19 protein-coding genes are annotated in these 18,325 nt (G+C 63.2%); 9 read left to right on the forward strand and 10 right to left on the reverse strand.

The genetic code is table 11. The annotated features are described in order from the left end of the window. Window positions 1-37: 37 nt before the first annotated feature. Window positions 38-1,420: an aspartate aminotransferase family protein gene (locus AC1D1L_RS02865; protein WP_477338644.1), complete on the reverse strand. Its 1,383-nt coding sequence runs from the start codon at window positions 1,418-1,420 to the stop codon at window positions 38-40. Between the two features lie 158 nt (window positions 1,421-1,578). Here AC1D1L_RS02865 and AC1D1L_RS02870 point away from each other — a divergent pair, with 158 nt between their 5' ends. Then, a complete protein-coding gene (locus tag AC1D1L_RS02870) occupies window positions 1,579-2,031 on the forward strand; it encodes a hypothetical protein (protein WP_477338646.1) in 453 nt (150 codons plus the stop codon). Window positions 2,032-2,048: 17 nt separating this feature from the next. Here the strand turns inward: AC1D1L_RS02870 and AC1D1L_RS02875 are convergent, their stop codons facing one another. Continuing rightward, a complete protein-coding gene (locus AC1D1L_RS02875; RefSeq protein ID WP_477338648.1) occupies window positions 2,049-2,480 on the reverse strand; it encodes a MarR family winged helix-turn-helix transcriptional regulator in 432 nt (143 codons plus the stop codon). A 64-nt stretch (window positions 2,481-2,544) separates the two neighbouring features. Here AC1D1L_RS02875 and AC1D1L_RS02880 point away from each other — a divergent pair, with 64 nt between their 5' ends. Beyond that, the gene (locus AC1D1L_RS02880; RefSeq protein WP_477338650.1) at window positions 2,545-3,000 is read left to right on the forward strand and encodes a hypothetical protein; all 456 of its coding nucleotides are present in this window, start codon (window positions 2,545-2,547) and stop codon (window positions 2,998-3,000) included. A gap of 2 nt (window positions 3,001-3,002) precedes the next feature. On the opposite strand, the gene AC1D1L_RS02885 is transcribed toward AC1D1L_RS02880, so the two are convergent. Both AC1D1L_RS02885 and AC1D1L_RS02890 read right to left on the reverse strand, forming a co-directional pair. Further along, window positions 3,003-3,977 carry a WD40 repeat domain-containing protein gene (locus AC1D1L_RS02885; protein ID WP_477338652.1) on the reverse strand — a complete coding sequence of 325 codons (975 nt, stop codon included), beginning with the start codon at window positions 3,975-3,977 and terminating at the stop codon, window positions 3,003-3,005. A gap of 249 nt (window positions 3,978-4,226) precedes the next feature. Then, on the reverse strand, window positions 4,227-5,288 hold the full coding sequence (locus AC1D1L_RS02890) for a CobW family GTP-binding protein (RefSeq protein WP_477338654.1): 1,062 nt from the start codon (window positions 5,286-5,288) through the stop codon (window positions 4,227-4,229). A gap of 432 nt (window positions 5,289-5,720) precedes the next feature. Between AC1D1L_RS02890 and AC1D1L_RS02895 the strand changes: the two genes are divergently transcribed. Beyond that, the gene (locus AC1D1L_RS02895) at window positions 5,721-6,191 is read left to right on the forward strand and encodes a MarR family winged helix-turn-helix transcriptional regulator (RefSeq protein ID WP_477338655.1); all 471 of its coding nucleotides are present in this window, start codon (window positions 5,721-5,723) and stop codon (window positions 6,189-6,191) included. Between the two features lie 15 nt (window positions 6,192-6,206). On the opposite strand, the gene AC1D1L_RS02900 is transcribed toward AC1D1L_RS02895, so the two are convergent. Beyond that, the gene (locus AC1D1L_RS02900) at window positions 6,207-7,070 is read right to left on the reverse strand and encodes an AraC family transcriptional regulator (protein ID WP_477338657.1); all 864 of its coding nucleotides are present in this window, start codon (window positions 7,068-7,070) and stop codon (window positions 6,207-6,209) included. 46 nt (window positions 7,071-7,116) lie between these two features. On the opposite strand from AC1D1L_RS02900, the gene AC1D1L_RS02905 reads away from it, so the two are divergent. The 5 genes from AC1D1L_RS02905 to AC1D1L_RS02925 all read left to right on the forward strand — a co-directional run bounded on the left by AC1D1L_RS02905 (window position 7,117) and on the right by AC1D1L_RS02925 (window position 11,160). Then, window positions 7,117-7,524 (forward strand): DUF2000 family protein, encoded by a 408-nt coding sequence (locus AC1D1L_RS02905; protein WP_477338659.1) that lies wholly within the window; start codon window positions 7,117-7,119, stop codon window positions 7,522-7,524. A 185-nt stretch (window positions 7,525-7,709) separates the two neighbouring features. Then, entirely contained in the window at window positions 7,710-8,594 is an 885-nt protein-coding gene (locus AC1D1L_RS02910; protein ID WP_352582468.1) for a DMT family transporter, read from the forward strand. A gap of 65 nt (window positions 8,595-8,659) precedes the next feature. Further along, window positions 8,660-9,682, forward strand: a complete 1,023-nt coding sequence (locus AC1D1L_RS02915; RefSeq protein WP_112563795.1) for a LacI family DNA-binding transcriptional regulator — start codon at window positions 8,660-8,662, stop codon at window positions 9,680-9,682. Continuing rightward, a complete protein-coding gene (locus tag AC1D1L_RS02920) occupies window positions 9,679-10,662 on the forward strand; it encodes a 2-hydroxyacid dehydrogenase (protein WP_477338661.1) in 984 nt (327 codons plus the stop codon). Before AC1D1L_RS02915 ends, AC1D1L_RS02920 begins: the two co-directional genes overlap by 4 nt. Before the next feature lie 90 nt (window positions 10,663-10,752). Then, window positions 10,753-11,160, forward strand: coding sequence for a hypothetical protein (locus tag AC1D1L_RS02925; RefSeq protein WP_477338663.1), 408 nt, complete (start codon window positions 10,753-10,755; stop codon window positions 11,158-11,160). A 9-nt stretch (window positions 11,161-11,169) separates the two neighbouring features. On the opposite strand, the gene AC1D1L_RS02930 is transcribed toward AC1D1L_RS02925, so the two are convergent. After that, the gene (locus tag AC1D1L_RS02930; RefSeq protein WP_477338665.1) at window positions 11,170-11,943 is read right to left on the reverse strand and encodes a gamma-glutamyl-gamma-aminobutyrate hydrolase family protein; all 774 of its coding nucleotides are present in this window, start codon (window positions 11,941-11,943) and stop codon (window positions 11,170-11,172) included. 297 nt (window positions 11,944-12,240) lie between these two features. Here AC1D1L_RS02930 and AC1D1L_RS02935 point away from each other — a divergent pair, with 297 nt between their 5' ends. Continuing rightward, window positions 12,241-13,350: a TRAP transporter substrate-binding protein gene (locus tag AC1D1L_RS02935; RefSeq protein WP_477231993.1), complete on the forward strand. Its 1,110-nt coding sequence runs from the start codon at window positions 12,241-12,243 to the stop codon at window positions 13,348-13,350. A 251-nt stretch (window positions 13,351-13,601) separates the two neighbouring features. Here AC1D1L_RS02935 and AC1D1L_RS02940 read toward each other — a convergent pair whose 3' ends face one another. The 4 genes from AC1D1L_RS02940 to AC1D1L_RS02955 form a co-directional block, all read right to left on the reverse strand. Further along, complete coding sequence (locus AC1D1L_RS02940) at window positions 13,602-14,630, reverse strand: zinc-dependent alcohol dehydrogenase family protein (protein WP_477338667.1); 1,029 nt, start codon at window positions 14,628-14,630, stop codon at window positions 13,602-13,604. 119 nt (window positions 14,631-14,749) lie between these two features. Next, window positions 14,750-16,528, reverse strand: a complete 1,779-nt coding sequence (locus AC1D1L_RS02945; protein ID WP_477338669.1) for a TRAP transporter large permease — start codon at window positions 16,526-16,528, stop codon at window positions 14,750-14,752. Next, window positions 16,525-17,130 (reverse strand): TRAP transporter small permease subunit, encoded by a 606-nt coding sequence (locus AC1D1L_RS02950; protein ID WP_203277661.1) that lies wholly within the window; start codon window positions 17,128-17,130, stop codon window positions 16,525-16,527. Before AC1D1L_RS02950 ends, AC1D1L_RS02945 begins: the two co-directional genes overlap by 4 nt. A 198-nt stretch (window positions 17,131-17,328) precedes the next feature. Beyond that, window positions 17,329-18,234 (reverse strand): branched-chain amino acid ABC transporter permease, encoded by a 906-nt coding sequence (locus tag AC1D1L_RS02955; RefSeq protein ID WP_477338671.1) that lies wholly within the window; start codon window positions 18,232-18,234, stop codon window positions 17,329-17,331. Window positions 18,235-18,325: the final 91 nt, after the last annotated feature.

Genomic DNA, 18,325 nt, shown 5'->3' on the forward strand with positions numbered 1-18,325 from the left:
GCAGGCCGTTCGTTAGCCGCCCGTTCAGTCGCTTGTCTCATGCCGTCAGCCTTGCCGCAACCGTGGCGAAGGCGGTGATCAGCCGGTTGACCTGGGCGCCGGTGGTGGCTGGCGAGATCAGCATCATGTTGTGGAAGGGCGCGATCAGCACGCCCTGGTTGACCAGCGCGACGTGAACAGCCGCTTCAAGCTCCGGCGCATGCGCAGTCTCGGCCTCGGCGCCATTGCGCAGCGGACCGGGCGCGCAGATGAACTCGACGCGAGCGCCGACGCGGGCGACATGCCAGGGCAGGTTGTAGCGGTCAATGACCCCGGTCAGCCCGGCGTCGAGTCGCAGCGCCAGGCGGTCCATCCGGTCATAATTCTCACTGGTCATCACTTCTTCCAGCGTGGCGCGCATCGCCGCGAACTGCAGCGGGTTGGCCGACAGCGTCGTGCCCATACCGGAATAACCGGGTTGCTTGGTTCTGTTGTAGTCGGCATAGCGGCTGGCGACCTCGTCGCTCATCCCCCACACGCTCGCCGGCACGCCACCGGCGATCGGCTTGCCCAACACGAACAGGTCGGGCTGCAGCCCGAATTTCCTGGTGTAGCCGCCGGGGCCGGTGGAGATTGTGTGGGTCTCGTCGATCAAAAGCAGCGTGCCGGCCGCGCGCGTCAGTTTGCGCAGCGCGTCATGAAAACCGCGATCGGGCAGCACCATGCAAGAATTGGTCAGCACCGGCTCGGCGATGACGCAGGCGACATCTTTGTCTTTCAGCGCTGCTTCAAGCGCGACGACATCGTTGAACTCGATGACCTTCGCCGTCTTGGTCAGGTCGCGGAATTCGCCCGCCAGTCCCGGCCGGTTGACGGGTCTGCCGTCGACCAGCCGCACCATCGTCTCGTCGACCGATCCGTGATAGCAGCCGTTGAAAACCAGGATCTTTTCGCGACCGGTGATTGCGCGGGCAACCCGCAGCGCGAAGCGGTTGGCGTCGGTTGCCGTCGTCGCGATTTGCCAGAATGGCAGGCCGAAGCGCTTTTGCAGCAGCGGTCCGATGGCCAGCGCATCCTCCGAAGGCAGCATGTAGGTCAGCCCGCGTCCAGCCTGGCGGCGGATGGCGCGCGCCACCGGCGGCGGCGAATGGCCGAACATCGAGCCGGTGTCGCCGAGACAGAAATCGTCGAGCTTGTTGCCGTCAATGTCGGTAATGGTGGCGCCTTTGGCGCTGTCGACCAGGATCGGGAACGGCGTCGGCCAGTCGTTCATCCAGTGCATCGGCACGCCGCCGAAGAAGCCAGGCAGGCCGTTGCCGACCTTGGCTGCCGATTTCGGCCGCGCCTTGCGGAACGCTTCCGCCTCGCTCTCGCGCAGCCTGGCGATGCGGTCACGGCTGATGCCGCCGATCGATAGGCCTGAATGGTCGGTTGAATGCATGAAAATCCCCTCTCGGCCACCACTCTAGCCAATCGCCATCTCAAACCGCAATTGGCCGCCGGGCTGCACTGCATTGGTTCAGCAGCACTCGGCTGGCGCTTGACCTTGAGGCCAAGCCCGGTGCCAATACGCTTAGGCATTTGGTTCTGGGGGAGAAAATGCGGACGATCATCTGTTCGGCGATGTTGCTTTTGTCGGCTGGCGCGGCCTTCGCGTCGGGTGGCATCTGGTGTTCCGCTGATGACAAGGCGGCAAAATTCGAGGTCGAAGCCGGCGTCACTCGGGGCATGGGCGGTCCGACCTTCAACTTTCGTGGCGATCTCGAAATTCTCGGCCGCCCCGACGGCGACAGCCTGCGCAAGACCGTATTCGAAGATTCCAACCTGACGCAGTACTGGCTGGACGACAAGGAATTGCGGCTGAACATCTACCGCGAGCACGAAGCCGCGCAACGCTTCAACTCGGTCGAACTGACGATCCTGACCAAGACCACTGACGAAGGCGTCTATGACGGGGGCTATACGCTCGCCATCTATGATGCCGCAGCGGACAAGGACCAGGATGGCAAGCCGGTTGAAGTCACCGGCAAGGTCTCGTGCGGGGCCGAATAGCTCTTCTTGATCTGCTGTCAGTCCGACTGCATCGACGCGATGGCGCGCCGCATCAGGTCGAGAAACACCAGCCGCTCATCTTCGCTTAGGTCAACCAAAGCTGCTTCGTTCTGTGAACGCGCCGCCTGTGTCGCGGGTTCGCGCAGGGCAATGGCCTTAGCGGTGAGATGGATCGACTGCGAGCGCCCGTCTTCGGGGTGTGAGCGTCGTTCGATCAGCCCGTCGCGCTCCATGCGGATCAGCGTGTTGGCCATCGTCGCCTGCTCGACGCTGAGCCGCTGCACGAGTTCACGTTGAGTCAGGCCATCTTCATCCCACAGAGCCAGCAGCGCCATGAACTGAGCCGGCGCCAGACCGAGCGGCCGGATGCGCTGCTGCAGCCCGTTGGCGAACAGCCGTGCCATGTGGTTGGCCAGGAATCCGGCGGATCGTTCCTTCTGAAATGCCATGTCCGCCAGATAGCAGTTGAATAGCATGCTATGCAATGATATATAGCTTGCTATGGAGATGAAGATGAAAACCTGGATTCACGCAGCGGCGGGCGCCATCGCGCTCATCACAGTTTCGGTCTTCTGGCTGTCGACGGCCACAGTTGAGCTGTTCGGCGACCCGGCCGCGGTCACAACGGTCAAAAACTGTGTGCTGGCCGGCATGGCCGTGCTCATCCCGGCGATGATCGTCGCCGGCGCGTCCGGCTTCTCGCTCGGCAAGGGGTGGAGGAGCCCGGTCGTCGCGCGCAAGAAACGGCGCATGCGTATCGTCGCCGCCAACGGGTTGCTGGTGCTGGTGCCCTCAGCTGTCCTGCTCAGCAGCCTTGCCGATGCCGGGCGTTTCGACATCCTGTTCATGATCGTCCAAGCGATCGAACTGACGGCCGGCGCCGTCAACATTGCGCTTTTGTCACTCAACATGCACGACGGGCTGTCGCTGCGGCGAAAGCCGCTTCGGCTGGCCGCCCGGGTCCGCTGAGTTTAGGCCGAAATGTCGATAACGCCGCAGTCGCCGGCGGCGCTGCCGAAGGCGACGCGTCGCTCTTCCTTGTCCCACATCATGGAGGTGATGGCGCCTTTGCCCGGGCGGCGCAACAGCACCTCCCTGGCGTCGGCGAAGCGCACTGCCATCACCATGCCGTCATCATAGCCGACGGCCACGACATCCTGGCTTGGATGGCAGGCGACCGATGTCACCATGGCGTTGCCGCGGGTGCCGAGCTCCAGCGGCGCCTTGCCCATCGGGCCGTCCTTGCCCGAAAACGGCCAGACGATTGCCGCCGGCGCGCCGGAGCTCGCCAGCCATTTGCCCTTCACGCTCCACGACAGGCTTTTGACCTTGCCGGGGTAACCGGTCATGCGCATGTGCTTGCCGTCGGCAAGCTTCCAGCCATGCAATGCGTTTTCCTGCATGGTGGTGACCAGGAAGGCACCATCGGGCGAAAAGGTAATGCCGGTGTGGGCGCCGGCCCATTCTAGCTCCACCGGCTTGCCCTCGGCGGCCGGGAAATGCAGCGTCGCGCCATTGTAGCGGGCGACGCCGAAACGCATGCCCTTGGGCGAGAAGGCCAGCCCCTCGACCGAACGCGGATGGGCAAATTCGCGGGTCTTGCCATCGGCAAAGCGCACGAAGGCGGTCTTGCCCGAGGCAAAGGCGATGGCGCCTTGGGGCCCGGCGGCGACGCTGGTGATCCACTTCTTGCCGGCGCTCGCCAGTTCGCCGACATTGCCGCCGGCCGTAACGGAAAACACCTTGCCGTCCTCGCCGCTGGTGATCAGCCGGTCATTGGCGGCGTCATGGAACGTGGACAGCAGGCCGTCATTGGCCTGAATTGTCTTGTGGCCATTGTCGAGCCGATGAACGGCGCCATCGGCCAGCGCAAAATGCGGCACGTTGTCGAGGAAGACGGCGGCAAGGCAATGGCTATCGAGATCAAGCGGGGCGACTGTGGGCATCACATCCATTCCAATGAATTGTCGCCATCCCCGGGAAGCCGCTGGCGCGGCCAGGCGTGGCGCCAACCTTCTCCCCTTGTGGGAGAAGGTGGATCGGCGCGCAGCGCCGAGACGGATGAGGGGTGTTGGAAGGATCGCCGTCCTTGCCAAGCTGGAGCACCCCTCATCCGACCGAGCTTCGCTCGGCCACCCTCTCCCACAAGGGGAGAAGGAAGAAGGGCGCAGCGCTAGCGCCATAGAGTTTCGAAATCAAGCCGCCTGGCAGGCGTCAAAGCTCTTCTTCAGCCGCTCGGCGTCGAGTTCGCGGCCGATGAAGACCAGCCGGCTTTCATGCTTTTCGCCGTCCTTCCAGGCGCGCTGGTGGTCGCCTTCGATGATCATGTGCACGCCCTGGATGACATAGCGCTCGTCGTCGCCCTTAAGCGCGATGATGCCTTTCAGCCGCAGGATGTTGGGGCCTTCCATCTGGGTGACCTTCTCGATCCACGGGAAGAATTTCTTCGGGTCCATCTCGCCGCCGCGCAGCGACACCGACTGCACCGTCACGTCGTGAATGTCGGAGGGGTGCGCGTGATCATGGTGATGATGATGATCGTGGCCGTCATGATCGTGGTGATCATGGTCGTGGTCATGGTGGTCGTGATCATGATCGTGCGCTTCGAGGAAATGCGGGTCGTTCTCCAGCGCGCGCGACAGGTCGAAGGCGCCGCGGTCAAGCACTTCGGACAGCGCTACGCCGGCCCGCGTGGTGCGATGGATCCTGGCCGCCGGGTTGATGGCGCGGATGGTCGCCTCGACCTTGGCCAGCTCTTCCGGCGTGACCAGATCGGTCTTGTTGAGCACGACGACGTCAGCGAAGGCGATCTGGTCCTCGGCTTCCCTGGAGTCCTTGAGCCTGAGCGGCAGATGCTTGGCGTCGACCAGCGCCACGACAGCGTCGAGCTTGGTCTTGGAGCGCACGTCGTCGTCCATGAAGAAGGTCTGCGCCACCGGCACCGGGTCGGCGAGGCCGGTGGTCTCGACGACGATGGCGTCGAAACGGCCGGGACGGCGCATCAGGCCTTCGACGACGCGGATCAGGTCGCCGCGCACCGTGCAGCAAACGCAGCCATTGTTCATTTCGTAGATTTCCTCGTCGGATTCCACGATCAACTCGTTGTCGATGCCGATCTCGCCGAATTCATTGACGATGACGGCGTAACGCTTGCCGTGGTTTTCCGATAGGATGCGGTTGAGCAAGGTCGTCTTGCCGGCGCCGAGATAGCCGGTGAGAACGGTCACGGGGATCTGCGTCGTCTGTGCATCGCTCATGTCTTGCCTCGAATGACTGGGCCGCGAAATTCCGGGCCGCACGAAGGGATTGTTGGCCTGATATAGGATGTGTGCCAGCCTTTTGCACGGGGCAAACCGCCTGGGCGTTTGACCCAGAGGGTGACGGAGCGGGTGGGTGAACCGAAACATCCCCCGAACAGGCAGTGTGGTAGGGATGCCGATCATCCAGCGCGTCGCCTGAACGCCTCTTCGTTGACCTGTGCAAAGCCGCGCCGTCTCAAACCACTGCAATCGCCTTGGCGGAAACTCGTTTGTCATCTAACTGAAATAAACATCTGGCATCACCACGGTGGGCACCACAAATGCTTGCCGGCAAAGCTGTTTCGAAAGCCGGAATCTTTTGATCGTCGATTGCCAACCGGCCGGCTGCGTCTATGCTGCACGCACCGGTACGGCCGAAGAGGGATCACCATGGCCAAGGCGGACAAGACTGCAACGATGAGCCGGCTGCATTCGGCGGCAAGGCTGGCAAGGACCGCGCTGGCGGCAAGGCTTCTGGCGCACGGCTTCTATGCCGGCCAGGACCAGATTATGCTGACGCTCGACCGCGAGGACGGGCAGACGCCCGGCAATCTCGCCGGCCGCCTCGGCGTGCGCCCGCCGACCATCACCAAGACCATCAACCGGCTGCAGGCGCAGGGCTTTCTTGAAAAGCGCGCCTCCTCGGCAGACGCTCGCCAGGCGCATATTTTCCTCACCGATGCCGGTCGCGAAATCATCCACGCCATCGAGAAATCGGTGAAGAAGACGGAAAAACAGGCCTTGAAGGGCCTCGACAAGAAAGAGCAGAAGACGCTGTTCAAGCTGCTCGCCCGCATCGAAGCCAATCTGTCGAACGAGGAATTGGTGCTCGTCGACGACGAGACCGACATCGACGATTGATCAGCACGTCTTGAGCTAAGCCGCCATCGAAGGTCCGCGCACCAATGCCGACCAGCGTCCGGGCGTCAGGCCGAATGCTTTCTTGAAATGTCTGTTGAAATGGCTCTGATCGCTGAAGCCGGCGCCAACGGCGATCTCGGCCAGGGGCTCGCCCGCCGCGATCATCCTTCTTGCCTTTTGCAGCCGGCGCATCAGCAGGAAACGATGCGGGCTGGTGGAATAGGTCGCGCGGAAATGGCGTGACAGCGCATAGCGGTCGAGCCCGGTGATCGCCTCCAGCTCGTCGGAACGGACTGCCCGCTCGGCATTCTCCTCGAGATAGTCTCGCGCCAGTGCCGCGGCGCGCCAGGCCGTCTTTCCCATCGGCTTTGCCGACTGTCCGGCATGACGCCCGAGATGCTGCGCCAGCTCCGCAACGAAATCGGCGACGAAAAGCCCGTCCAGTTCTTCGTCGAGCGGCGCCAAGGCCGATAGCAACGTGCCGCGCAAGGCAGCATCGCTCACCACCGCATCCCTGACGAAGGGCAGCGGCGCGCCGTCGAGGCAGTCGAGCAGCAGCGACGGCTCCAGATAGAGGATCCGGTAACGCAAGCCATCCTCGGTGCCGGCGCCGCCATCGTGCACTTCGTCTGGATGCAGCACGATCACCTGGCCCGGCAGGCTGTGGTTGACGGCGCCCCGGTAGTGGAAGCGCTGCACGCCGGAAAGCGTCACGCCGACGGCAAGGGTGTCGTGACGGTGCAGGTCGAAGGCGTTGCCATGGAAATGCGCCTCGATGCGCTCGATGCCGGTGCTGCCCGGCGCTGAAACGATCCGGTCCTCATCCGCGCACGAACGTTCAAGACCTTGTGTCGCCTCACCGTTTAGACCCTGCGCCATCGCCTATCCTGCCCTTTGCGGGCCAACTCCCGGAGTCCTCATTTTGGTGTTCGATACAAAATTTGCAATCGTGCTGAGGGACGATCTCGCGGGCTGGCAGAAGCTTAACGTCACCGCGTTCCTGACCAGCGGCATCGTCGCGCAATTCCCTGACATCATCGGCGAACCCTATCGCGACCGCGCCGGCAATCTCTACAATCCGCTGTCGATCCAGCCGGTCATCGTGCTGTCGGCGGATGGCCCGACGCTCAATGCGATCCACCAGAGGGCGCTGGAACGCGGCGTGACGACGTCAGCCTATGTCGAAGAAATGTTTGCCACCGGCCACGACGTCGCCAACCGTGCCGTCTTCGCCGAGTTTGCGCCAGATGACGCCAAGATCGTCGGCATCGCGCTGCGTGCTGACAAGAAACTCGTCGACAAGATCACCAAAGGCGCCCGCATGCATGCGTAATTCGTAGGCAGTTGCGGTGCAATTCGCTGAGCCTGTGCCCTGCGCCTGTTGTGCCAGTCGCTTTTGGCTTGCCGGGTACAGGCGATTGCCGCAAAGGTAGGCTTCTATCCTCCCTGTCCGGCCTGACATTGAACGTTCCCGCAAAATCAGACGAAAGCGCAACGCCGCCCGCGGCGATGCTGTTCATGCTTTCGACCTACGTGTTTTTCACCTTCCTCGACACGTCGAGCAAATATCTGGTGCTGGCCGGCGTCTCGGCCCTGATCGTCGCCTGGGCGCGCTTCACCGTCCATGTCCTGCTTGTCGGCGTCTTTCTGCGCGGCTGGCGCGAGCCGTCGCGGTTCCGCGCCAACAACCTGCCAGCCCATATCCTGCGCGGCGGGCTGCTGTTCGGCTCGACCATGTGCAACGTCATGGCACTCAAAACCCTGCAACTGGCCGAAACCACCTCGATCTATTTCTTCGGCCCGATGGTGATCACCGCTCTTGCCGGACCGCTGCTTGGCGAATGGGCGGGGTGGCGGCGCTGGCTGGCGATCCTGTCAGGCTTTGTCGGCGTGCTCGTCATCACAAGGCCGGGCGTCGGCGTGTTCGGCGTCGGACATCTCTTCGCGCTCGGCTCGATGCTGTCGAACTCCTTTTACGTCATCATGACGCGGCGCATGTCGGCCAGCGAAAGCTCGGAAAGCCTGATCCTGTTTTCGGCGCTAGCGCCGGCCGTGCTGCTTTTGCCGATGCTGCCGTTCTCGCATTCGCTACCGCAGGATGGCTGGCACTGGTTCATTCTGGTGATGCTGGGCGTGTTCGGCGCCGGCGGCCACTGGATGCTGGTGCAGGCCTACCGCCTGGCGACCACCACGGCGCTGGCGCCGTACCCCTATTCGCAGATGGTCTGGATGATCCTGTCCGGCTGGATCATCTTCCACCAATTTCCCGACCGCTGGACGCTGGTTGGCGCGGCAATCATCGTCGCCAGCGGCCTCTACATCATCCATCGCGAGCACCGTTTGCGGCTGCGCAATCGCACGACTGTCGACGTCGAAGCGGAGGCGCTGGCGAAAAAACTTTGATTTGCTCCGTATCCGATGGCATAACGCCGCATTTAAAAAATTTAAAAAACTCGGGGAGCGAAGGGCTGGCACAGAAGATCAAGCTTTCGACGATCGCGGATGCGCTTGGCGTGTCTACGGCCACGGTCTCCCTCGCCTTGCGCGACAGCCCGCTGGTCGCAGGCGCCACGCGCGATCGCATCAAGGAACATGCCCGCGCCATCGGCTATATCTACAACCGCCGCGCCGCCTCGCTGCGCACCTCGCGTTCGGGTATTGTCGGCGTCGTTGTGCACGACATCATGAACCCGTTCTTTGCCGAGATCCTGCGCTCGATCGAGAGCGAGCTTGACCGCAGCCGGCAGACCTTCATCCTCTCCAACCATTACGACCAGCTGGAAAAGCAGCGCACCTTCATCGACACGCTGCTGCAGCTTGGCGCCGATGGCGTCATCATGTCGCCGGCGATCGGCACACCGGCCTCCGACATCGTCATGGCCGAGGAAAACGGCCTGCCGGCGGTGCTGATCGCGCGCACCGTCGAGGGCGCCGACGTGCCGGTGTTTCGCGGCGACGATGCCTACGGCACAGCGCTCGCCACCAATCATTTGATCTCGCTCGGCCACAAGCGCATTGCCATGATCGGCGGCACCGACCAGACCTCGACTGGACGCGACCGCTATCAGGGTTACCTCAACGCCATGGAAGCGGCCGGACTGGAAGTCAGGCCGTCCTGGCGCATTCCCGGCCCGCGCACAAAGCAGGGCGGATTCGAGGCGGCTGGACAGTTTTTGGCGCTCAAAGACAAGCCAACCGCCGCCTGCTGCTGGAATGATCTCGTCGCCATCGGCCTGATGAACGGCATTGCCCGCGCCGGCCTGGTGCCTGGCGCCGATATCTCGGTCACCGGCTATGACGATCTCGAGGAGGCGGCAATCGCGACACCGGCACTCACCACAGTCTGGAACGGCCAGCGCGAGGTCGGCCGCCGCGCCGCCAGCGCGCTGCTCGACAAGTTGAACGGACAGGCGGTACGGCCGTCGCAGGAACTGATCAAGCCGGAACTGCATGTGCGCCAGTCGACCGGCAAGCCGGTGGAGCGTGTATGACCACGGCCGAACAATTGAATTCCGTCGCCGTTCTGGTGCCGGGGCATTTCAACGACCATGCGGTCGAGCGCATCGACCGCACCTTCAGACGGGTCAAGATCGAACGCGCCGATCCCGCACTTGTCACCGACGAAATGCGCCGTGACGTCCGCGCCATTGCCTCCTTCGCCGGTGTCAATGCGGCATTGATGGATGCATTGCCCAAGCTCGAACTCATCGCTTCCTTCGGTGTCGGCTACGATTCGGTGGATGCCGTTCACGCAGCCAAGAAAAACATCATGGTCACCAACACGCCCGATGTTCTGACCGAGGAGGTCGCCGACACCACGATCGGCCTTTTGCTCAACACCGTGCGCGAACTGTACACTGCCGAGAAATGGCTGCGCGACGGCAGCTGGGTGAAGAAGGGCAACTATCCGCTGAGCCGGCTGACCTTGCGCGGCCGTCATGTCGGCATTTTCGGCATGGGCCGCATCGGCCTTGCCATTGCGCGGAGGCTGGAAGCGTTCGGGCTGCCGGTCGCCTATCACAACCGGCGCAAGGTTGAAGGTCTCGCCTACCAATACCACCCGACGCTGAAAGGTCTTGCCGAAGCGGTCGACACGCTGATTTCCGTGGTGCCGGGCGGCGCTTCCACCGAAAAGGCGGTCAATGCCGAAATCCTGGCTGCGCTTGGCGCCAATGGCGTGTTCGTCAACATCGGCCGCGGCAGCACAGTCGACGAGCCGGCTCTTGCGGCAGCCCTTGCCAACGGCGTCATCGCCGCCGCCGGGCTCGACGTCTTTGCCGACGAACCGAATGTACCCAAGGCCTTGCTCGAAGCGCCCAACACCTCGTTGCTGCCGCATGTCGGTTCGGCCTCGCACCACACGCGCCGCGCCATGGCGGACCTGTGCGTCGACAATCTGGTGTCCTGGTTCAGCGAGCGCCGGCCGCTGACGCCGGTGCCGGAGACGGTGAATGTGAAGGCATCAGGTTAACGCCGGGGCGCGACGGCCACATTTATTAACGTCAGCTTAACCCTTCGAAATGATTATTCATCCAGGGCGTATGCGTGGATGAGTACCAGAATGAAGACACTTTCCGTATTGACTACCGCGGCGGCGCTATTCGGCGGCGTTCAGCTGTTTCACGGTGGCGCTGGGCAAAGCGCTGCCGGCGAGGTCACGCCGTCCACCAGCTTTAGGCTGGTCGCCAATGGCGATGAAGGCGACTGCGCGGTCACCCGCGGCGCCGCGATTAACGATGGCCTTTTATTGTTGACGGTGGCGCCGAATTGCCGCCGGCTGCTGCCCGGCATTGAGCGAGCGAAATTCTGGCGCGAGGAGCAGGACGGCACGGTGGCTTTCAGTGCCGACGGCGTCGACCCGATCGTCACCTTCTCGGTTGCCGACGGCGATGGCTACGAATCCTACGCGCCGGCCTTGCCGCTGCTGTCGTTGGCGACAACCGACAGCCCAGATCAACCCGGCAACTGATACGATCGATTATTCGGCCGCAGCCCGCGCGCCGGTTTTCGCCGCCGCGTGCAGGCGCACCGCATCGCCGAAAGCGCGAAAAATCTTGGCCGAGTTGCTGTCCGACTTGACCCAGTATTCGGGGTGCCATTGCACGCCGACGGCGAAGGCGCGGGCATCCTTCACCGAAACAGCCTCGACCGTGCCGTCGCCGGCCACCGCTTCGACCTGCAACTTGGAGCCAAGCCGGTCGATCCCCTGGCGGTGCAGCGAGTTGACCTTGATGTCGCCGGCGCCGAACACGCCGGCCAGGCAGCTGCCGGGCTTGATCGAAATGGTCTGGTGAATGGCGAAGCGTTCGTCCTGGTTGTCGCTCACCGGCGCGCGGTGGTCGAGCGAGCCTTCGCGCTCCTGGATCTCGGTGCCGAGCGTGCCGCCCAGCGCCACGTTCAACTCCTGGATGCCGCGGCAGATGGCAAGCAGCGGCACGCCGCGCTCGATCGCCTTGCGGATTAGCGGCAGCGTGGTGGCATCGCGGGCCGGATCGTAGGGGCCGTTGGCCTCGCTGGCGTCGCCGCCATAGAGCGAGGGATGCACGTTGGATTTCGAGCCGGTGACCATGACGCCGTTGACCGACGACAACAATTCATCGAAATCGAGCCGGTCGCCGAAGGACGGCACCAGAAGCGGGAACACGCCGGCACCGGAAAGTGCTGCCTCGATATATTGCTGTGGGGCGGCATGCCAGGTGTAGTTGTCGAACTGACGGACGTCGGTCGAGATGGCGACGAGCGGCTGGTGCATTTTAGGTCCGGATTCCCTTTGACGCGAAGCGAATAGGCTATTGTGCCTGCAAAATAGGCGATCCGAAGGCGCTTTTCCATGGCAAGTTTCATTGTCTCGCATGGGCCACGCCATAAACGTTAGACTATAGTTGCAGGCCGGGCGCCAAGCCTGCGGATTTGTCACCCGCGCCGCCGTCAAATCCCGCTGCCATGCTGGACTCGACCCCTTGCCCGTGTATTGTTTCGGCCAAACCGATGCCGGGGCGTGAGGAGATGTCCCTGATGTCGGTTTGTTGGTCCAATAGGGAGGAACTGCATGGATCGTCGTTCATTCATCCGCAAGGCAGGGGTCACCGGCGTGGGCGCCGCGGCGGCTGCCGCCACGCTTGCCGCGCCGGCAATCGCCCAGTCCAATCCGAAAGTGACGTGGCGGTTGGCGTCGTCCTTCCCCAAGTCGCTCGATACGATCTATGGCGGCGCGGAAGTCTTCTCCAAGATGCTGTCGGAGGCGACAGACGGCAATTTCCAGGTCCAAGTCTTTGCTTCCGGCGAACTCGTGCCCGGCCTGCAGGCCGCCGACGCCACCACTGCCGGCACCGTCGAGGCCTGCCACACGGTGTCATACTATTACTGGGGCAAGGACCCGACATGGGCGCTGGGTGCGGCAGTGCCGTTCTCGCTCAATGCGCGTGGCATGAACGCCTGGCATTACCATGGTGGCGGCATCGACCTGTTCAACGAGTTCCTCGCTACGCAAGGTCTTTTCGGCCTGCCCGGCGGCAATACCGGCGTGCAGATGGGCGGCTGGTTCCGCAAGGAGATCAACACCGTCGCCGACCTTTCCGGCCTCAAGATGCGCATCGGTGGCTTTGCCGGCAAAGTCGTCTCGAAGCTCGGTGTCGTGCCGCAGCAGATCGCCGGCGGCGACATCTATCCGGCGCTGGAAAAGGGCACGATCGACGCCGCCGAATGGGTCGGCCCCTATGACGACGAGAAGCTCGGCTTCTACAAGGTCGCGCCCTACTACTACTATCCCGGCTGGTGGGAAGGCGGCCCGACCGTCCATCTCTTGTTCAACAAGGCGAAATACGAAGAGCTTTCGCCTGCCTACAAGTCGCTGGTGCACACCGCCGCGCAAGCGGCGGACGCCAACATGCTGCAGAAATACGACCATCTCAATCCTGCGGCAGTGAAGCGGCTGGTGGCCGGGGGCGCGAAATTGCGCCCGTTCAGCCAGGACATCATGGCCGCCTGTTTCGAGAAGGCCAATGAGGTCTACGCCGAGATGGAAGCCTCGAACGCACCGTTCAAGAAGATCTGGGACTCGATCAAGGGCTTCCGCAAGGAGCACTATCTCTGGGCGCAGGTGGCCGAGTACAATTACGACACCTTCATGATGGTCCAGCAGCGCAACGGCAAGCTGTAGGCGGGGATTAGCCCCTTCTCCCCGTCACTATACGGGGAGAAGGTCCCGGCAGGGGGATGAGGGGCGGCGCAGGCTTTGGCGATTGATCGCCTGGGTTTGGTAGGCGCCCCGAATTGTACCTTATCTTTCCAAGGTTGACGCTGCCCCTCACCTGCCTGCCGGCATCCTCTCCCCGTATAGTGACGGGGAGAGGGGCGCTGTCATCGCCGGTTTCGCCAATCGCCAACGTTGCAGGATGGAGGGTCGCACCCTCAGCCTATTCCCGGCACCACCAGCACCTTGACCTCGCCGGGCGCGGCCGGATTGGCGATCACCGAGGGGGCTTCCTCGAGGCCGACCTGTCTTGAAACGAGCTTGTCGATCTCGATTGCCCCGGACGCAACAAGGTCCGCCGCCCGCCTGTGGGTGAAGGGGTTGATGAACGAGCCGAGAACCTTCAGTTCGCGAAACAAGAGGTCGAACGGTTCGAAGGGCACCTTCATGCCTTGCGGCATCACGCCGACAATCACAACCGTACCGCCCGACTTCGCCAGCCGCATCGATTGTTCGACGGTATCGGGGACACCCGCGCATTCGAGCACCACATCGGCCCCACCGGGCACAAGGCCGGCCGGGCCGGCGATGGCCTCGATCGAGTCAACGGTACTTGGGTCGACCGTCGCCGTTGCACCGAGCTCTTCGGCGAGCGCCCGGCGGGGGGCCTGCCGCGTCGACAGGATGATTGTCGACGCTCCTGCGAGCCTGACCAATTGCACGGTAAGCAGGCCAATGACGCCGCCGCCGAGCACCACCACGGAAGCGCCGGGCCTGATGCCGGCGAGGTCAACAGCGTGCAGGCAGCATGCCAGCGGCTCGCAGAAGGCGCCATGCGTTGGCTTGAGGTTCGCAGGCAGAAGGAAAGCCTGGCTCTGCGGCATCACGACATAGTCGGCGAAGCCGCCGTCGCGATGGATGCCGATGGCCCTGAGATTGCTGCACAAATTGACGCGGCCTGCCCGGCAATGACTGCAGCGCCCGCAGGAGATGTTAGGATCGCCGGTGACCCGGTCGCCCACGACGATGCCGGAAACCGCTTCTCCGACAGCCTCGACGATGCCGCAGAATTCGTGACCAAGTGTAACCGGCGGGCTCGAAGGGAATTCGCCGTGGAGGAGATGACGGTCGGTGCCGCAAACGCCGCAGGCTTCGACGCGCACCAGGACATCCTGCGGCCCCGCAACGGGCTTGTCCACTTCCCGCAGCGCAATGCTACCCACGGCTTCCAAGCGCACAGCTCTCATGACGTCCTCACTCAGAGCAATTCCAGGAAAAGTGTAAGCGGTTTTCCGTCCGGAATTGCGTCAAAACAAAGAGATAGAGCGTTTCGCCGTTTCCGCTAAACGGCGAAACGCTCTAGCCATCAGTTGAAGTTCGGCGGCTGCGACAGGTCGGTCGCCGGCGCCGCCGGCTTGGCGGGTGGCGTCTCGCCGAAGTTCGGTGGCTGCGACAAATCGTTCGACGATGGCGCCGCGGGTGATGCGCCGCCATCGGCTGGCGGTGGTGTGCCGAGAGGCGCAAGGCCTGGCATGTCCGGCAACTTGATCTCGATCGTACCCGGATCGACGGCCGCACCCTTGTAGCGCATCACCATTTGCGGGAATGCGATGGTCAGCCCGATCATGATCACCTGGATACAGACGAAGGGCACCGCGCCCCAATAGATCTGGCCGGTGGTCACCGGCGCGATCTGCTTGCCGGTGAGGCGGTCGAGATAGGGCACGCGGGCGGCGACAGATCGCAGGTAGAACAATGCAAAGCCGAAAGGCGGGTGCATGAAGGAGGTCTGCATGTTGACGCCGAGCAGCACGCCGAACCAGATCAGGTCGATGCCGAGCTTGTCGGCAGCCGGCGCCAGCAGCGGCACGATGATGAAGGCGAGCTCGAAGAAATCGAGGAAGAAGGCGAGCACGAAGACCAGGATGTTGACGCCGATCAGGAAGCCGACCTCGCCGCCCGGCAGCGACGTCAACAAATGCTCGACCCAGACGTGGCCGTTGACGCCATAGAAGGTCAGCGAGAACACCCGCGCGCCGATCAGGATGAACAGCACGAAGGACGACAGCCGCGTCGTCGAGGCGAGCGCCTGCTTGATGACATCCAGCGACAGCCGCCCCTTCATCGCGGCCATGGCAAGGGCGCCGACCGCGCCCATGGCACCGCCCTCCGTCGGGGTGGCGATGCCGAGGAAGATGGTGCCCAACACCAGGAAGATCAGCGCCAGAGGCGGGATCAAAACGATGATCACCTGCTGCGCCAGCCTGGACATCATGTTGATGTTCAGGCCCTTGTCGGCGATAGCCACGATGTAGATCAGAGCCACGCCGACGCTGGCGCCAAGGATATCGGCATTGTCGCCATGCGTCGGCGCAAGATAGCGATAGGCCGCATAGGAAGCCGCGACTGCCACCAGCAGTGCCGCCAGGAGCGACACGACACCGTGGCCGAGGGTGCGGGCCGCCAGCGGCAGGGCCGGCATCGAGTTCGGCCGGACGATCGACATGATCAGGATGTAGAGTGTGTAAAGGCCGGTCAGGACCAGGCCCGGGATCAGCGCGCCGGCATACATGTCGCCGACCGAGCGGCCGAGCTGGTCGGCGAGCACGATCAGCACCAGCGACGGCGGGATGATCTGCGCCAGCGTGCCGGATGCCGCAATCACGCCCGATGCCAGCCGTCGGTCATAGCCATAGCGCAGCATGATCGGCAGCGAGATCAGTCCCATGGCGATGACCGACGCCGCCACCACGCCGGTGGTGGCAGCCAGCAGCGCGCCGACGAAGATCACCGCATAGGCAAGCCCGCCACGGATCGGCCCGAACAGCTGGCCGATCGTGTCGAGCAGATCTTCCGCCATGCCGGATCGTTCGAGCACGATGCCCATGAAGGTGAAGAACGGGATCGCCAGAAGCGTGTCGTTCGACATCACCCTGCTGCCGTAGAAATTGTCCGGCAAGGCGTGCAGCAGCGGCCAGGCGAGGTTGATCGAGCCGCCCGAATAGGGAGACAGCAGGACGCCGATGAAGAAGAACATCAGGCCGTTTGCGGCGAGCGAGAAAGCGACGGGGTAGCCGATCAGCAGGAAGATGATCAGCGAGGCGAACATGATCGGCGCCATGTTCTGGGCGATGAACTCCATCATGGGCGTGCCTCCTGGGCGAGCGCCTTGGCTTCTTCGGCGAGGGCTTTCGCCTCGAGCTCGGCCTGTTCGTGCGCCGAGATGAACGGATTGGGATCGTCCATGTCGCCGCGCATGATGGCGATCTTCTTGATGATCTCGGAGATGCCTTGCAGGGCCAGCAGGAAGAAGCCGACGAGCAGGATCGCCTTGGCCGGCCAGATGATCAGGCCGCCGGAATTGTTCGACATTTCACCGCTGCGGAACGACAGCGACACGTAAGGCACGAAATAGATCACCATCAACGTCACGAACGGCATCAGGAAGAAGAGATGGCCGAGCAGGTCGATCCAGTGCTGCACGCGGCGCGAGAACATGCCGTAGACGATGTCGATGCGGATGTGGTCGTTCTGCTTCAGCGTATAGGCGGCGGCCAGCATGAAGGCGGCGCCGAACAGGTACCACTGCAGTTCCAGCCAGGCATTGGACGAGATGTCGAACATCTTGCGGATGACGGCATTGGCGGCGCTGACCAGGATTGCCAGCAGTATCAGCCACGATATCCATCTGCCGATGAACTCGTTCATACGGTCAATCGTTCTGGATAGAGCGAGCAGCCCTGCCATGCATTCCTCCCTTGTGTCGAAGGCGCGCCGGCTCCCCTTATTTTCCGTCGCGCCGCTGTGGCCCAACGGTATGCCGTGCATGGTCCGGCGGGTCAACATGGCAGGGGCGCGATCAACGCCGTTGTGACTTGAGGCAGGGGATAAAGTGCCGGCCGGCTGCTGCGTCATGCAACCAAAGTCTGACGCCGGATTCGGCGATCAGGCGATCTTCTGCTGGTCGCGGCCGGGACCGATCAGCACGAGTGCTGCGACCAGGAACAGATACATCCAGCCATCGCGCCATTCGATCGGGAAATAGCCGGCCCATAACGACTCCGCCATGCCGAAGGCGGCCGCACCGAGCGCAGCCCGCGGCGGCGAGAGATAGCCGCCCACTGCCGTGACAAACAGGATTTTCAGCCCGTAGATGAGGCCTGAGCCGAAGCTGACATTGCCGTAGTAGAGCCCGGCCATGACGCCGGCCAGCGCGGCGCAGAAGCCGCCGAACAGCACCGCTTGCCGGAACACCCTGCGCACATCGACACCGCACAGGGCTGCCGCCTGGGGATCGTCGGAGACGGCGCGCCAGCGGCGGCCGAAGCCGGAGCGGGCGAACGCCCATGCGGCGAGCATGATTGCCGCCAGAACTATCGCGCAGTCGATGAGCTGGATGAGAGTCAGCGTCGCCTGGAAGCCGGCGCCTTGCGCGAAAACAACGGGCTGCGCCAGCATCGGCGGCAGCCACCAGTCATGCGTGTCGGCGGCAATGCGGCTGGCTTCCGACAGCACCAGCAGGATGCCGAGCGTCGTCACCACAATCGCATTGGGCGTACGTTCGGCCAGCGGTTCGAAGACGCTACGCGACAGCACGTGGCTGATCAGTCCGGCGTAGAGGAAAGCCGTGACGACGCCGAGCACCACCGCCGCCAGCAAGGTCAGCCACAATACCTGATAACCGAAGGCCACGGTCAGGATCATCGTCTGGCCGCAAAAGGCGAACAGTGCACCATAGGCGAGATTGGTCCGATGCAGGATGCCGTTGGTCAGCACGTAGCCAAAGGCGAGCAGCGCATAGAGCGCGCCTGAATGCAGCCCGTTCAGCACCTGCTGGAAGAAATAGAGCATAGACAGACCTCAGAGCATGTCGCCCAAAAGTGCAAAGCGGTTTTGGGGCGACGACATGCTCAAACAAAAAAGGCAGCGGAGGCCGCGCCCG

Source organism: Mesorhizobium sp. P2_D6 (assembly GCF_056404315.1).

Coding starts and splice junctions, on each gene's coding strand:
- AC1D1L_RS02925 (WP_477338663.1), top strand. CDS start 10,753: ATGAAGACACTTTCCGTATTGACTACCGCGGCGGCGCTATTCGGCGGC.
- AC1D1L_RS02900 (WP_477338657.1), bottom strand. CDS start 7,070: ATGGCGCAGGGTCTAAACGGTGAGGCGACACAAGGTCTTGAACGTTCG.
- AC1D1L_RS02940 (WP_477338667.1), bottom strand. CDS start 14,630: ATGAGAGCTGTGCGCTTGGAAGCCGTGGGTAGCATTGCGCTGCGGGAA.
- AC1D1L_RS02865 (WP_477338644.1), bottom strand. CDS start 1,420: ATGCATTCAACCGACCATTCAGGCCTATCGATCGGCGGCATCAGCCGT.
- AC1D1L_RS02945 (WP_477338669.1), bottom strand. CDS start 16,528: ATGATGGAGTTCATCGCCCAGAACATGGCGCCGATCATGTTCGCCTCG.
- AC1D1L_RS02870 (WP_477338646.1), top strand. CDS start 1,579: ATGCGGACGATCATCTGTTCGGCGATGTTGCTTTTGTCGGCTGGCGCG.
- AC1D1L_RS02920 (WP_477338661.1), top strand. CDS start 9,679: ATGACCACGGCCGAACAATTGAATTCCGTCGCCGTTCTGGTGCCGGGG.
- AC1D1L_RS02930 (WP_477338665.1), bottom strand. CDS start 11,943: ATGCACCAGCCGCTCGTCGCCATCTCGACCGACGTCCGTCAGTTCGAC.
- AC1D1L_RS02880 (WP_477338650.1), top strand. CDS start 2,545: ATGAAAACCTGGATTCACGCAGCGGCGGGCGCCATCGCGCTCATCACA.
- AC1D1L_RS02875 (WP_477338648.1), bottom strand. CDS start 2,480: ATGGCATTTCAGAAGGAACGATCCGCCGGATTCCTGGCCAACCACATG.
- AC1D1L_RS02950 (WP_203277661.1), bottom strand. CDS start 17,130: ATGGCAGGGCTGCTCGCTCTATCCAGAACGATTGACCGTATGAACGAG.
- AC1D1L_RS02885 (WP_477338652.1), bottom strand. CDS start 3,977: ATGCCCACAGTCGCCCCGCTTGATCTCGATAGCCATTGCCTTGCCGCC.
- AC1D1L_RS02890 (WP_477338654.1), bottom strand. CDS start 5,288: ATGAGCGATGCACAGACGACGCAGATCCCCGTGACCGTTCTCACCGGC.
- AC1D1L_RS02895 (WP_477338655.1), top strand. CDS start 5,721: ATGGCCAAGGCGGACAAGACTGCAACGATGAGCCGGCTGCATTCGGCG.
- AC1D1L_RS02955 (WP_477338671.1), bottom strand. CDS start 18,234: ATGCTCTATTTCTTCCAGCAGGTGCTGAACGGGCTGCATTCAGGCGCG.
- AC1D1L_RS02910 (WP_352582468.1), top strand. CDS start 7,710: ATGCTTTCGACCTACGTGTTTTTCACCTTCCTCGACACGTCGAGCAAA.
- AC1D1L_RS02935 (WP_477231993.1), top strand. CDS start 12,241: ATGGATCGTCGTTCATTCATCCGCAAGGCAGGGGTCACCGGCGTGGGC.